General features: G+C 60.5%; 16 protein-coding genes. 11 read left to right on the top strand and 5 right to left on the bottom strand.

Going from position 1 to position 13188, the window contains the following annotated elements; all coding sequences use genetic code 11:
* The first annotated feature begins 5 nt into the window (after positions 1–5).
* The 6 genes from J4D52_RS22905 to J4D52_RS22890 all read left to right on the top strand — a co-directional run bounded on the left by J4D52_RS22905 (position 6) and on the right by J4D52_RS22890 (position 4771).
* Complete coding sequence (locus tag J4D52_RS22905) at positions 6–662, top strand: alginate O-acetyltransferase AlgF (protein WP_009047084.1); 657 nt, start codon at positions 6–8, stop codon at positions 660–662.
* 126 nt (positions 663–788) lie between these two features.
* Positions 789–2240, top strand: a complete 1452-nt coding sequence (locus J4D52_RS22900; RefSeq protein ID WP_025806501.1) for a mannose-1-phosphate guanylyltransferase/mannose-6-phosphate isomerase — start codon at positions 789–791, stop codon at positions 2238–2240.
* 395 nt (positions 2241–2635) lie between these two features.
* Positions 2636–3148, top strand: coding sequence for a hypothetical protein (locus J4D52_RS30590; RefSeq protein WP_231103216.1), 513 nt, complete (start codon positions 2636–2638; stop codon positions 3146–3148).
* A 21-nt stretch (positions 3149–3169) separates the two neighbouring features.
* Positions 3170–3832 (top strand): hypothetical protein, encoded by a 663-nt coding sequence (locus J4D52_RS22895; RefSeq protein WP_231103215.1) that lies wholly within the window; start codon positions 3170–3172, stop codon positions 3830–3832.
* Entirely contained in the window at positions 3829–4221 is a 393-nt protein-coding gene (locus J4D52_RS30585) for a hypothetical protein (RefSeq protein ID WP_081251595.1), read from the top strand. Before J4D52_RS22895 ends, J4D52_RS30585 begins: the two co-directional genes overlap by 4 nt.
* Before the next feature lie 154 nt (positions 4222–4375).
* Positions 4376–4771 (top strand): hypothetical protein, encoded by a 396-nt coding sequence (locus J4D52_RS22890; protein ID WP_063428460.1) that lies wholly within the window; start codon positions 4376–4378, stop codon positions 4769–4771.
* Between the two features lie 118 nt (positions 4772–4889).
* On the opposite strand, the gene J4D52_RS22885 is transcribed toward J4D52_RS22890, so the two are convergent.
* The 5 genes from J4D52_RS22885 to J4D52_RS22865 all read right to left on the bottom strand — a co-directional run bounded on the left by J4D52_RS22885 (position 4890) and on the right by J4D52_RS22865 (position 7758).
* Positions 4890–5603, bottom strand: coding sequence for an Imm52 family immunity protein (locus J4D52_RS22885; protein WP_063428458.1), 714 nt, complete (start codon positions 5601–5603; stop codon positions 4890–4892).
* Positions 5604–5617: 14 nt separating this feature from the next.
* Positions 5618–6073: a Tox-REase-5 domain-containing protein gene (locus J4D52_RS30655; RefSeq protein WP_009047077.1), complete on the bottom strand. Its 456-nt coding sequence runs from the start codon at positions 6071–6073 to the stop codon at positions 5618–5620.
* Positions 6074–6438: 365 nt separating this feature from the next.
* Complete coding sequence (locus tag J4D52_RS22875; RefSeq protein WP_063428457.1) at positions 6439–6825, bottom strand: hypothetical protein; 387 nt, start codon at positions 6823–6825, stop codon at positions 6439–6441.
* Positions 6818–7354, bottom strand: a complete 537-nt coding sequence (locus J4D52_RS22870; protein ID WP_063428455.1) for a DUF4123 domain-containing protein — start codon at positions 7352–7354, stop codon at positions 6818–6820. The genes J4D52_RS22875 and J4D52_RS22870 overlap by 8 nt, the downstream gene beginning before the upstream one ends.
* Entirely contained in the window at positions 7351–7758 is a 408-nt protein-coding gene (locus J4D52_RS22865; RefSeq protein ID WP_080693477.1) for a PAAR domain-containing protein, read from the bottom strand. The genes J4D52_RS22870 and J4D52_RS22865 overlap by 4 nt, the downstream gene beginning before the upstream one ends.
* A 192-nt stretch (positions 7759–7950) precedes the next feature.
* Between J4D52_RS22865 and J4D52_RS22860 the strand changes: the two genes are divergently transcribed.
* The 5 genes from J4D52_RS22860 to J4D52_RS22840 all read left to right on the top strand — a co-directional run.
* Positions 7951–8415 carry a hypothetical protein gene (locus J4D52_RS22860; protein WP_009042259.1) on the top strand — a complete coding sequence of 155 codons (465 nt, stop codon included), beginning with the start codon at positions 7951–7953 and terminating at the stop codon, positions 8413–8415.
* Positions 8416–8450: 35 nt separating this feature from the next.
* Positions 8451–9275, top strand: coding sequence for an SDR family oxidoreductase (locus tag J4D52_RS22855; protein ID WP_063428454.1), 825 nt, complete (start codon positions 8451–8453; stop codon positions 9273–9275).
* Positions 9276–9511: 236 nt separating this feature from the next.
* Positions 9512–10507 carry a hypothetical protein gene (locus J4D52_RS22850; RefSeq protein ID WP_231103213.1) on the top strand — a complete coding sequence of 332 codons (996 nt, stop codon included), beginning with the start codon at positions 9512–9514 and terminating at the stop codon, positions 10505–10507.
* Positions 10508–10857: 350 nt separating this feature from the next.
* Entirely contained in the window at positions 10858–11889 is a 1032-nt protein-coding gene (locus J4D52_RS22845) for a hypothetical protein (protein WP_063428450.1), read from the top strand.
* A 277-nt stretch (positions 11890–12166) separates the two neighbouring features.
* Positions 12167–13188 (top strand): sel1 repeat family protein (locus tag J4D52_RS22840; protein ID WP_258537822.1); only part of this gene is annotated, 1022 nt, incomplete at its 3' end.

The raw sequence follows: 13188 nt of genomic DNA, 5'->3' as shown, positions 1-13188 counted from the left end.
CACCCATGACTTTCACTATCACTCCGCGTCGTCTCGCCAAGGCAATCACACTGGCTGCCGGCATGAGCGTCCTGTCCCTGCCCGCCTTCGCCGGTGGCGACGCCGCGCTGTACGGCCCGACCGCGCCCAAGGGCTCGTCCTTCGTGCGCATCTACAACGCCAGCAACCAGGAAGTCAGCGCCACCGTCGGCAGCACCAATGTCAGCGACGTCGCGCCGCTGGCCAGCAGTGACTTCAGCTTCATGCCCGGCGGCGACTACACCGCCAAGGTCGGCAGCCAGAGCCTGCCGGTGAAACTCGCCGCCGACCACTATTACACCCTGGTCAACAACGCCAGCGGCCAGCCGCAGCTGATCGAGGAACCGCCGTTCAAGAACAAGCAGAAGTCCCTGGTCCGGGTGCAGAACCTGAGCGACAAGGCCCTGACTCTGAAGACCGCCGACGGCAAGACCGACGTGGTCCAGTCGGTGGCCGCCAAAGGCCGTGGCGAACGTGAAATCAACCCGGTGAAAGTCAGCTTCGCGCTGTACGAGGGCGAGAAAAAAGTCAGCGACCTCAAGCCGGTCGCCCTGGAGCGCGGCGAAGCCGCGGTGCTCTACGTCACCGGCAATGGCAGCAGCCTGTCGCCAGTCTGGGTCAAGCGCCCGGTCTCGACCCGCTGATGGATTTTCCGGATTGACGCCCCCGCGGAACACCGGGGCGTCGGTCTGGAACAGGAACAAAAACAAGAGAGTGAAACGACAGAACGCAGTAGCTCTAACCCAAACGATTTTTGAAGGAGTAACAACATGATTCCGGTGATCTTGTCAGGTGGTAGTGGCTCACGTCTTTGGCCGCTTTCGCGCAAGCAATTCCCTAAACAGTTCCTCGCCCTGACCGGCGAACACACGCTGTTCCAGCAAACCCTCGAGCGCCTGGTGTTCGAAGGCATGGACACGCCGATCGTGGTCTGCAACAAGGACCACCGCTTCATCGTCAACGAGCAACTGGCGGCGCGCAAACTCGAAGCCCAGCGCATCCTGATGGAGCCGTTCGGTCGCAACACCGCGCCGGCCGTGGCCCTGACCGCGATGATGCTGGTCAACGAAGGTCGCGACGAGCTGATGCTGGTGCTGCCGGCCGACCACGTGCTGGAAGACCAGAAAGCCCTGCAACGCGCCCTGGCCCTGGCCACCGTGGCCGCCGAGCGCGGCGAGATGGTGCTGTTCGGCGTACCGGCCTCCAAGCCGGAAACCGGTTATGGCTACATCAAGTCGACCAACGATGCGCTGCTGCCGGAAGGCGTGAGCCGCGTCTCGCACTTCGTCGAGAAACCCGACGTCAAGCGCGCCACCGAGTTCGTCGAGGCCGGCGGCTACTTCTGGAACAGCGGCATGTTCCTGTTCCGCGCCAGCCGCTTCCTCGAAGAGCTGAAAAAGCACGACCCGGACATCTACGACACCTGCCTGCTGACCCTGGAACGCAGTGCCCAGGACGCCGACACCGTGGACGTCGACCCGGCCACCTTCGCCTGCTGCCCGGACAACTCCATCGACTACGCGGTGATGGAAAAGACCCAGCGCGCCTGCGTGGTGCCGCTGAGCGCCGGCTGGAGCGACGTGGGCTGCTGGTCGTCGCTGTGGGACGTGCATGAAAAGGACGCCAACGGCAACGTCAGCAAGGGCGATGTGGTGATCCAGGACAGCCGCAACTGCATGATCCACGGCAACGGCAAACTGGTGTCGGTGATCGGCCTGGAAAACATCGTAGTGGTGGAAACCAAGGACGCCATGATGATCGCCCACAAGGACAAGGTCCAAGGCGTCAAACAGATGGTCAACACCCTCAACGAACAGGGCCGCAGCGAAACCCAGAACCACTGCGAGGTCTACCGTCCGTGGGGTTCCTACGACTCGGTGGACATGGGCGGGCGCTTCCAGGTCAAGCACATCTCGGTCAAGCCGGGCGCGTGCCTGTCCCTGCAGATGCACCACCACCGCGCCGAACACTGGATCGTGGTCAGCGGCACCGCCGAAGTCACCTGCGACGAAAACGTGTTCCTGCTCACCGAAAACCAGTCCACCTACATCCCGATCGCCTCGGTGCACCGCCTGCGCAACCCAGGCAAGATCCCGCTGGAGATCATCGAAGTGCAATCGGGCAGCTACCTGGGCGAAGACGACATCGAACGCTTCGAAGACATCTACGGCCGCTCCACCCCAGTGGAACGCGGCATCTCGGTGAAAACCATCGCCCAGTAACCACAGCGACAAGTTTCAAGCGGCAAGCTGCAAGTAAAAGCAGGGAGTCGTTATCAGCAAGTCCTTGCCCCCCGTCCGACCGCCTGCGTCCCCTATCCGCAGCCGGTTGGGCGGGGGCTTTTTTATGCCCGGGCGCCTGCCCTCCTCTTGCGCGAATGATCCCCTGGAGCCGCTGCCGCAGGCTGCGATCGACTGCGTAGCAGGCGCAGGGTCGTGAGATCGCTGGAAGGCCTTCGGCCTTATCGCAGCCTTCGGCAGCGGCTACAGAGGGTGCTTTCACCCATTCCTACGTGACATTTAGAAAGCGCCAGCGGGCGTTTCAGATAGCTCTCAACGACTTCATCTTTATCGCTCTTTAGTGTTTTGCGAGGCTAGAAAACACAGCGAAAACAGCGATGGTTGAGCAACCCTCCGGCAACAAATACACCACCGATTCCCGTGGCGAACCGACCCCGATGCCTCGTGTGCTGCGCCCTGCCAACCCGAATCCACCGCTGCCGGGCACACGGATAAAGCACACCTCGATACTGACCACGCCTCAAGGCCTCGACGCTCCTGCGAAACCCTCACAGGTCCAGCCCTCTACGCCTGTTGCCCCCGGTTTCTACATCGTGCCCCGGAGCATGCCGCCGAGCGAACTGCAGCGCCGTCTGTTCGACAGCCCTTCGCCTGGTGTCCTGGCCAAATACCTGGCCCTCAATCCAGGCCTTGGCGATACGGTCAAAGCCGGCAGCCTGATCGTGCTCAGCGACCCCGCCAACCACGCCTGCACCTACGAGGAAGCGCAACTCATGCTCGCCGCCGAGCGGGTTAAGATCGCCCTCGAACCCCTGACACCCGAATCTGCCGACTTCATGGTTCGCCATCAGGCCGAGATTGTCAGCTTCACCAGCCAGGCCTCGACCTGACTGGGCATCGGCACCTCGGTGATGGGCAAACACCTGGACAAACTACGCGAGACCCTGCAAGACATGGAACGCCTGCATCAGGACAGCTACCGCCAACACGGCCACCTCAGATCCCCCGAATTCCTCGCCCGCCGCCGGCGCCTGCTGGCGCAGCTGGACGCGCAACTGCTGAACTCCACTCGCCTGCGCGGCTACACGCCCCTGGGCGACCACCCCAAACTGAAAACCGCCCTCGGCCTCTCCAGCCGCAGCCTGGTACACCACTGGAACAAAGCCGGCGCCCCCAGCCAGATCCCGGGATACGCCACCCACGTGAACGCCGTCAGCCGTGCGACGAAGTACATGCAGACGGGTGGGTACATCGGCATTGCGATTGGCGGAGTGTCGTCGGCGTTGAGGATTCAGGAGGTTTGTCAGGCGGGTTCGGATGATGAGAGTTGCAGGAAGGTTATGTTTACTGAGACGGGGAAGTTTGCGGGATCAACATTAGGAGGAAGCGTGGGAGCGCATGTTGGATATGCAGGTCGCGGTTTTGTATGCGCGGCGCTCGGGGCTTCTACCGGGGTAGGTGGAGTCATATGCACAGCAGTCCTGATAGGAACTGGTGCATGGCTGGGTACAAATATCGGTGATGATTTTGGAGAAAAAGCAGGCCAGATTCTTTACGAGAATACGCTGCAATGATGGGACAACCGTTTTGGAGTTCCTGGCTCGCTTTTGGACTTTTGATATGTCCGATTCTGTTATGCGCTGTAAGTCTCGCGTACAGCTACTATCTGAGCCGACGCTACCTGAGGGAAATGTTGGAGGCCCTGCAGCGGAGTAAATACTTCTATCGATGGACTGAAAGGCTTCAATATCAGGGATGGTTCGAGCACTTTCTGATGTCTGCGAGCGTTAGAGGAATGATGTTTTGCCCAGGTCCAGGACTACGTAAAGGACTACTTTCGCCGGAGGATGTACACAACTTCCCCCCTCGACTCAAACGCCTTCTGAGCATACAAAACAGGCTGGATAGCGTTCTTTTTGTCTGGTCCGCAATCATGTATGCGTTGCTGAAGTTGACGGGCTGATGATGCACACACGCCCTCCGCTAATCGCCCTTACTCTGAGTGGAGGCCTGTTTCCGCACCTGTCCATGCACTATCACTAGGTGCCTGGAATGGAGCAGATTTCGGTGTCCTCCCCAACGAAAAGTGAACACGATCCTTGCGAGAAAAAATCGCCATGACAGAACAACAATTCTGGCATTCCTGGTTAGCGCTCATTCTTTTGTTATGCCCATTTCTACTGGGCATAACAAACCTCTCGTTCAGCTACTACCTGAGTCGACGTTACCTAAAAGAGATGCTGGATGCCCTGCAGCGGAGCCAGCACTTTTATCGCTGGACCGACAACCTTCCTCACGAGGGATGGTTCACGCATTTTCTAATGTTGGCCGCCGTTCGAGGATCGATGCTTTGGCCTGGCCCTGCGGTTCGCAGAGGCTTTCTTTCCTCGGAAGACATGGACAACTTCCCTCCCCATCTCCAACGTCTTCTGACCATCAGAAACTGGATGGATGTCGTGCTTCTAGTCTGGGGCTCGACTATGTATGCGCTGTTGAAACTGACTAAGCACTGAACGTGGCTCGCGGGTACGGATGCAGTAGCACTGTCGCAGCACCTTCCAGCTGGCTGTGGTTCCTATCCACAGCCGGCTGGATGGGGGATTCTTTTATGCCCGGGCCAGGCCCGCTGAGCTAGTTCATGAACAGCGGCAGATAACCCAACTCCACCAACTTGATATCGATCTCCGCCACTCGCTGGACATCAGCCCGTTTGCCCTCATCCATCACCTGTGGACAACTCACGATCAGCGTGCCGCGTTTTGGAATTTCGATGAGCTGGTCGGCGCTCGGAAAATCCCCGGTCCGCAGCACCTGTGGACAAAAACCGACCCAGCCGGCGGTCTGCCGGTCCTTGAACACCTTGGTGCGCAGATAGTGGTCTTTTGGCGCCAGTACACACCAGTCAAGTTCAGGCCACAGTTCAACGGCCAACTGGATGATGCCGATCACCATCGGTTTCACATCAGGGATGGCTGCCACGAGCGCCCCGCCATCCTCGAAGCGCATGCTGGCGACGGAGTCCAGATCGTGTGCGTTGTAATGAAAGGCCAACCCACCCTTCAGGGGATCATCCAGGCCATTCCACACGGAAAACTGCAATTTCGTGGGGAAGTCGTCGTTATGGTTGCTCCGGGCCTCTTCACGCAGAGACTCGAAGTCGTCATTGATCCGCTTGCGCAGCGACTCCTCCCTGGAACCGCCCTGCAGATACCAGTCCCGCAGCAAAGGATGAATCTCGCCAAGGCCTTTGAGAAAGCGCTCGGCCCTTTCCAGCTGCGCCTCATGCGAGACCGCTGAGATCTTCTGTTTGTCGAAACGCAGAACGAATGAAAATTTTCTGAACAAGCGCTCGTCCTCAGTCAGGCTTCAAAAACACGGTCGGGATTTTCACGGCGGTACTCATCCCACTCTTTCTGCTCTTTTGCACGTTGCTTGATGTACTCATCATGATCCTTGGTGCCCGGCATCGGGTTCCAGTAGGCGGTCAGGTTGGTGAGCCCCTTCTCCGCATACTGTTCGGCACAATACTCATAGACCACCCTTTGCAGGAAATGCCATTCAACCGAAACCGGCGGGCTGGGCCGGGCTTTCAGGGAATGTATCTCGGCCGGGGTAATCAGGGTTTTCTCCACATTGGCCCAAGGGCGCGGCAACCCGATAAGCGGAATGAACATGAACGCGTAATTGGCCTTGGCTTCCAGCAAGGTGCAACGCGGTTTGTCGAAACCATCCCACCAGGTGTTGTTCCACCACCACTCGTAGGGCGTCGGGAAAGCAGTCACCCACGCCTGATAGAGCGCGGACTGGGCAGACATACTATGACCTTTGCCGTTATTGGGTATCGTCATGGTTCCCTGTTCGGGGGGGCATTTCACACAGTCCTTGTCCCGCTTGGCCTTGCAGTCGCGCTCGGCTTCCCGAGTCCGTTCAGCGGTCGTCGGAGGCGCATCCACCCTGGGTTTTGCCTGGGGTTGCGTCTGCGGCAAAGGGACGGGCTGCGGGATTGGCCGGGGCGCCGGCAGTGGCTGAGTGGGCCTGGGCGTCGGCATCGGCATTGGCCGTGGAGGAGGCATCGGCAGCCTGGGAGTCGGGGCTGGAATCTCGAATGGTAAACGTGGCCCCAAGCGAGGCGTCATGCGTAGAGCCATGGGCCCTGTGCTTGGCAGAATCCCCAATCCACTCATGGTCGAATCTCCCCGGCGGCTTGCATGTCCCGCCAGTGCTGCATGTTCATCCTGAACGCCACGATATCCTCGTAATCCTCGAATCGCCGCTCGGGGCTATCCGCTACAGGCCTGTTCATGAACGCGATAAAGGCCGGCTGCTTGTCAAAGTCGGTAAAGGTCAATCCATGCCGCACAAAATGCTCGACGGACTCGGGCTCCCTGATGCCAAAACTCCACGCACGCTCACGCAGGTCTTTCAACATCTGTAGAGCCGGCATCAGGCCCTTTCTGGACAACCACTCAGGGTTCTCCTGCTGTACTTCCAGTAACAACCGCTCAAACACTTCGTTCTGACGAATGTCATCCAGTTGTGAAAACTGCTCGGCACTCAACTCAAACATGCTGCTCCCCCACCTGCTCGACACCGTAGCTGAGATAGCAACCTTGCAGGGGTTGCCAGACCAGCCAGTCCTGGACATGACGCATGAGCTGCTGGATCTGGGAGGGTGATATCACCTTGTCCAGCGCACGCCTGACCTCGGGACTGTAGTAACGAAACAGTGCTCGGCGCCCATCCGGCATTTGGCTGAACAACAAGCCCTGGTGATAATCGCGCAGGACGTCGAAAGGCTGATCACTCCAAAGCCAGGAGACCATCGGCGCCTGCTGGTCCCGCGTAATCAGCCAGTTGCCGAATGCCCCGTGCAAACCGCTCCTGGAGTCTGGAAACTCAACCAGTACCGGGCCGGCATGGCTAATTTCATCCAGTGCGCCAGCGCTCAGGAGCCAGTGAAAACGGATGCTGTCGCCCGCCTCTTCAAGGCGTTTGTTCAACGTCAGATAGCGGGCACCATCGATAAGGGCAAGCAGTCTGGACGACGGACCGGAGGGTTCCGAGAGCCGCCAGAATAAAGAGCCGACACGCCTCATGCGCTGCTCCCCAGTGTTTCCAGCGGGACAAAGGTCTGATTGCGCTGAGCGGCCAGCAGCAGGCACTTCAAACATAATCCGGGTACGGAGGGGAGTGCGGCTACTGCGGAGGACGCCGCACCGCCGCCACTGTTGCCGATGATGATCGTCCCCGAACCACCCACAACCACATTGCCGTGACTGCCCAGGGAACCCAGGACAGCGACCGGTTTTCCGTTGATCAGTACGTTGGGAATGACATTGGCGTTCAATGCTGAACCGCAAGCGGTCGGGTCACCCTCCCGGGCGGCGGGCAGGTGATCAAAGAGGACATCAGGCGAGCCACTGGTAATCGGATTGGTACCGTGACCAGGCAAAGGGCAGGCGGTTGGATCGCCAACACGCGCGGCAGGTTTCCCAGACATTTCAACTTCCCTATCGAAACTGGCTAGAAAACCGACTCTGCCGAATGCTCGAAAAACAGACAATCCTCAATCCTTTTCAAAATCTTTCCGAAATGCCGCGCCCCCGCTCCCTCTCCGCCCTGGGATCAGGGTTGGCCAATCCCACCTACGCTTAGGTAGGATGACTGCTCTATTTCCCCCGAGGTTCACCTCATGTTCATCGGCGTTCTGCTGGTTATCACCTGGCTGATCCTGCTGGTCCGCTACCCCGCCAAGGCCTTGCCGGTGTCCATGGCCGCCGCTGTCGGCCTGGGCCTGGTGGCGGTGTGGGTGGTCTGGCTGGACAACCGCGAAGCCCAGCAACTGGCGCGCCTGGAATTGCGTATCAGCTACGCCCCCGAGCATTGCCCGGCGGATCGTCCGCTGCTGCTGAAGATGAACAATGGCAACGATGTGCCGCTGACCGAACTGCGCTGGCGCGTCGCCGCCTACGCCCCCGGCGATACCGTGAACCTGGCCGACAATCAGTACAGCGCCCCACGTTATCGCGGCCCCGGCGAGTTGCAGGCCGGCGCCAATTGGGAAGACTGCCTGCCCCTGCCGCCGCTGCGCCCCGGCTATCGCCCGCAAACCCTGGAGTTTCGCGCCGAGCGCTTGCAGGGTAGTTTCTCCGACTGATTCCCCCTTCCCTCTTTTTGCACAAGGACCGCGCCATGCCCGTTGCGCTGATCACCGGTTGTTCCAGCGGCATCGGCCGCGCCCTGGCGGATGCTTTCAAGGCCGCCGGCTTCACCGTCCTGCCCACCGCTCGCCGGGCCGAAGATGTGGCCATGCTGCAAGCCGCGGGTTTCGACGCGGTGCGACTGGACGTCAACGACGGCCCGGCGCTCACCGCCCTGGGCGAGCGCATCAACCAGCAACACGGCGGCCTCGACCTGCTGATCAACAATGCCGGCTACGGTGCCATGGGCCCGCTGCTGGATGGCGGTGTCGAGGCCATGCAGCGGCAGTTCGAAACCAATGTGTTCGCCCTGGTCGGCGTGACCCGGGCGCTGTTCCCGGTGTTGCGCCGCAGCCGCGGGCTGGTGGTGAATATTGGCAGCGTGTCGGGCGTGCTGGTCACGCCTTTTGCCGGTGCCTACTGCGCCTCCAAGGCGGCGGTGCATGCCTTGAGCGATGCGCTGCGCATGGAGCTGGCACCGTTCGGCATCCGGGTGATGGAGGTCCAGCCCGGGGCCATCGCCTCGAGCTTTGCCAAGAATGCCGGGCATGAAGCCGAGCAGCTGTTGACCGAACAATCGCCCTGGTGGCCGTTGCGCGAAGGCATCCGCGCGCGGGCCAGGGCCTCACAGGACCACCCGACGCCCGCCAGCGAATTTGCCGCCAGGCTGCTCAAGGCGGTGCAGCAGGACAAGCCTGCGCGTCTGGTTCGGATTGGTAATGGCAGCCGCGCGTTGCCCTTGATGGCCAGCCTGTTGCCCAGAGGCTTGCTGGACAAGGTGCTGATGAAGCGTTTTGGCCTGGGCGCAAAGCTGTGACGGCCGATCACTGGCAGCGGAATGTCGCCCGACCCTTCCCACAGGTTCCAGCAAGCTCCATGTAGGAGCCGGCTTGCCGGCGACGCAAGCGGTTGTACCCACCCCCAATCCCAGTAGAATGCGCGCACTCGAGGCCTCCACGGCCTCGATCAGGCCGCATGGATCGCTGGCGAACCGCTGAAACTCCCCCCTCTTCCATGCTCGCCGCCATTCAATCGTCGATCAGGGAATATCCATTGAAACCTCAACACCTGCTGCCGCTGGCCTTGGCCACTGTATTGATCGGCTGCGCGCCGTCGCCAGACGAGGAACTGAACGCCACCCTGCCCCAGCTCAGCCTCAAGGAGCTGTTGCCGCAAGCCGTCGCCAACGAGTACTGCAACCCCAAGCTGGACAGCGATCTGCTGTATGGCATCGGCTACCAGCTGTACAACGACGACAAACCCGAGCAGGCCCGCAGTTGCCTGATCATGGCCGCGCCCACCCATGACCGGGCCCTGTGCTACCTGGCGAGCATCGCGGAGCAGGACAGCAGCAAGGACAGCGCCGAGCGCGACCGCCAAGCCTTCGGCTACATGGCCTATTCAGCGGTGAAGAATGACTCCTGCGCCGAGTTCGGCATGTTCCAGAACTTCACCTACGGCATGCGCGGGCAGACTCCGGACATCGACCTGGGCCTGCGCTGGCTGGAACGCTCCGCGCGTCACGGCGATGCGGATGCGCAACAGACCCTGGTACGCCTGCATAGCAACAAAGGCAATCTGCCGCTGGCCTACAGCTGGGCCAAGGTCCTCGATGACCAGGCACAGATCGACGCCCTGAAACAACGGATGAACCCGCAGCAAATCAGCGAAGGCGAACAAGGCTTCGAACAACTGAGCAAGATCGTCACCAGCAAGGACGCCGTGCGCAAAGAAGCCCGCGAGGAGAACATCGCGGTGTACTCGGCGAACATCCATATGGAATACCCCGAGACCTTCAAGGGCCTGTCGGTGGCCGAGCGTCATGCGCTCATGGAGCAGGCCGTGGCCACGGTGAGCGCCCGTCCCGAGTTCAGCACCCGTGGCCAGCTTTACGCTTATGTGATCATCACGCGGCAGGCCCAGTTGAAGCAGGCCGGCGTCGATGTGCTGCAGAACCCGCAGATTGTCGAGCTGCTCAGCGATACCGAGCTGGAAGTGAGTGAGGCGGTAAAGAAGGCCGACGTGATCCTCGGCCAGGCTGCCCTGTAACAGCGGGAACACCGCCGGCCGCGCCTACAGGGACCTTATACATGGCCGCTGTCTTGTAGGTGCCAGCTCCTACAAGGGGGCGGGCTCAGGTTGTTCACCCACACGACCTTGAGCCCTTGGGGCTGCTGGAAAAGGTGCTGATGAAGCGTTTCGGATTAAGCGCCAGGCTCTGAGCATTCAACGCCGGCCATCACGCGCATGACACCGTTGTATGCCGCGCCGATGCCCGTAGAATGCCCGCACTCCAATCGCAAGGAAGCGGCACCTCAAGCACGGAACGGCTGCACCCCGCCCCTGCTCATGCCCTCTTGGCGTCCTCCCTTTTACGATTGAACCTCAGGGACTCTCCATTGAAATCTCGTAGCCTGCTGCCCTTGGCCATCTTCACTCTGCTGCTGGGCTGCAATGCCTCGTCACCGGACGAAAAGCTCAATAACTCCCTGCCGGACCTGAGCCTCGAACAGATCCTGCCCAAGGTCGAGGCCAACCCGTACTGCACGCCGGAGATGGACAGCGAATTGCTGCTCGGCCTCGGCATCCGACTGATCGATGAGGACGAGGTACTGTATGGCGCAGGCCGTACCTTGCTGGCGAGCAAGGAAATTAAAATGGCCCGCAGCTGCCTGATCATGGCCGCCCCTCGCTACACCACGAGCCTGTGCATCCTGGGCAAGATTGTCGGCTCCAGGCAAAACAACTATGACAAAAGCGAAGCCTTCAACTACATCGCCTACGCCGCCAGGAACAATGAATCCTGCGCGGAAGCAGGCCTGTACGACATCTACAGCGTCGGCAAGTTGGGCCAGCCCCCGAACAAGGAATTGGCCATGGGCTGGCTGGAACGCGCCGCCCGCCACGGCGACCAGGACTCGCAACAGGAGATGGTGCGCTGGAGCAGCGAACAGGACAATTTCCCGGTGGCCTATGCCTGGGCCAGGGTCCTGGATGAGGCAAAAACAATCGAGGCCGTGCAGCGCAAAATGAGCCCTCAGCAAATGGCCGAGGGCGAGCAGCACTACACCCAGCTGCTCAGCCAACTCACCCCCGAAAAGGATATTGAGCAGGCGCTGCGCAAGGACCTCATCGCCCTGAGCTCAGGGGATCTGTACTACAGCCACCCGGAGGTGTTCGAGGACATGTCCCCTATGCAACGGCATGCTTTCGTGGCCCAGTTGGTGGACATGCTGGACCTCTACCCGAAGTTCCACACGCGCGGCCAAGTGGTGGCCTACGCCTTGATTTCCCGCCTTGTGCAAAGTACCGGACCGGCCGTGGACCTGTGGCAGGACCCGGCACTGCATGCCTTGCTGGTCAATGATGACCTGAGCGTGGAAGACACCGTGGCCAAGGCCAAAACCATCCTGGCCAAGCGCAAGCAATAACTTGAGAGGCTGGCGCTACTTCTTTTGAAGCGCCGCCGAGGTGTCGCGTGCGCAAGGCCCAAGAGCCCTTTGCCGTGGCCAAACAGATGCTGCGGTTTCGGTTGTGCGCCCTCTCAAACCCAGTAGAATCCCCGGTCTTGAGCGCCCGCGCTCAAGCAGCATGGAATCGCTGGCGTCGACACTGAAGCACGGAACTGCTCAAGCTCCACCCTCTCCTGTCCTGTCCCTGCTGCATTCCATGCGCCTCTTCATTCAATCGCAGATCAGGGAATATCCATTGAAATTGTTCAACGTGCTGCCACTGGCATTGGCTGTCTTGCTGGCGGCCTGCGCCACCACGGCTCCAGAAAAAACCGAGCCGAAAGTCCCCGAACTGAATGACACCCTGCCCAAGCTGACCCTGCAAGGCGTCCTGCCCAAGGTCAGTGCCAACGAATACTGCAACCCGGCCATGGACGCCGATGTGCTGTACGGCGCCGGTTACAAACTCTACGAGGCCGAGGACTACACGAACGCCAAGAGCTGCTTCGCCATGGCCGCGCCGAACTACACCCGGGCGTTCTGCTACCTGTCCACCAGCACCGATCAGCAAACGGACAGACCCAAGGCTGAGCGCGACCGCGAGTCCTTCAACTACATCGCCTACTCGGCGTCGCAGAACGATTGGTGCGCCGAGTACGGCATGTACGCCACCTACTGGTTCGGCGATAAGGACATCCCTCAGGACAAGCATCTGGCCGTCCGCTGGCTGGAGCGCTCGGCCCTGCATGGCAACCCGGAACCGCAGCAGAGCCTGGCCGACGCCGCCGAAGAGTCTGGCGACCTGGTGCAGGCCTATGCCTGGCTGAAGGTCATCGATAACACCGAAGACACCAGCCAGCTGGATGCCTTGAAAGGCAAGATGAGCCCGGAGCAACTGGCCGAAGGCGAACAACGCTTCAGCGAGCTGAAGGCGCGCGTGACCAGCAAGCAGGTGATGTACGACGAGGCGCGGGCTGAGGAGGTCGCCATTTTCTCGGCCGAGATCCATTTCGATATCCCCGACCTGTTCAAGGGCATGACGACGGCCGAGCGCCAGGCCTTTGTCAAAGCGGCCATCGCCAAGGCCCGGGACAGCGGCAAGTTCAAGCTGCATTACGCGGTGACCCAGTACATCATCGTCTCGCGGCTGGCCCAGCAGCGTTACCCCGGTGTCGACGTGCTGCAGAACCCGAAGCTGGTGGTCGCCATCAACCACGTTGACGACGGCTTGGAAGCTACGGCGAAGAAGTCCCTGGCGATCATGCAGAAAAGCTACAA

The sequence above is a fragment of the Pseudomonas sp. GW460-12-10-14-TSB1 genome, assembly GCF_017349775.1.
Lineage (GTDB): Bacteria > Pseudomonadota > Gammaproteobacteria > Pseudomonadales > Pseudomonadaceae > Aquipseudomonas > Aquipseudomonas piscium.
This window is presented reverse-complemented; position numbering and strand designations above follow the sequence as displayed.

Bases quoted from the DNA above. Each gene is read 5' to 3' on its own strand.
- J4D52_RS22875 (WP_063428457.1), bottom strand. From the start codon at position 6,825: ATGTTTGAGTTGAGTGCCGAGCAGTTTTCACAACTGGATGACATTCGT.
- J4D52_RS22895 (WP_231103215.1), top strand. From the start codon at position 3,170: ATGGGCAAACACCTGGACAAACTACGCGAGACCCTGCAAGACATGGAA.
- J4D52_RS30590 (WP_231103216.1), top strand. From the start codon at position 2,636: ATGGTTGAGCAACCCTCCGGCAACAAATACACCACCGATTCCCGTGGC.
- J4D52_RS22905 (WP_009047084.1), top strand. From the start codon at position 6: ATGACTTTCACTATCACTCCGCGTCGTCTCGCCAAGGCAATCACACTG.
- J4D52_RS22865 (WP_080693477.1), bottom strand. From the start codon at position 7,758: ATGTCTGGGAAACCTGCCGCGCGTGTTGGCGATCCAACCGCCTGCCCT.
- J4D52_RS22860 (WP_009042259.1), top strand. From the start codon at position 7,951: ATGTTCATCGGCGTTCTGCTGGTTATCACCTGGCTGATCCTGCTGGTC.
- J4D52_RS22890 (WP_063428460.1), top strand. From the start codon at position 4,376: ATGACAGAACAACAATTCTGGCATTCCTGGTTAGCGCTCATTCTTTTG.
- J4D52_RS22870 (WP_063428455.1), bottom strand. From the start codon at position 7,354: ATGAGGCGTGTCGGCTCTTTATTCTGGCGGCTCTCGGAACCCTCCGGT.
- J4D52_RS22900 (WP_025806501.1), top strand. From the start codon at position 789: ATGATTCCGGTGATCTTGTCAGGTGGTAGTGGCTCACGTCTTTGGCCG.
- J4D52_RS30655 (WP_009047077.1), bottom strand. From the start codon at position 6,073: ATGTCTGCCCAGTCCGCGCTCTATCAGGCGTGGGTGACTGCTTTCCCG.
- J4D52_RS22855 (WP_063428454.1), top strand. From the start codon at position 8,451: ATGCCCGTTGCGCTGATCACCGGTTGTTCCAGCGGCATCGGCCGCGCC.
- J4D52_RS30585 (WP_081251595.1), top strand. From the start codon at position 3,829: ATGATGGGACAACCGTTTTGGAGTTCCTGGCTCGCTTTTGGACTTTTG.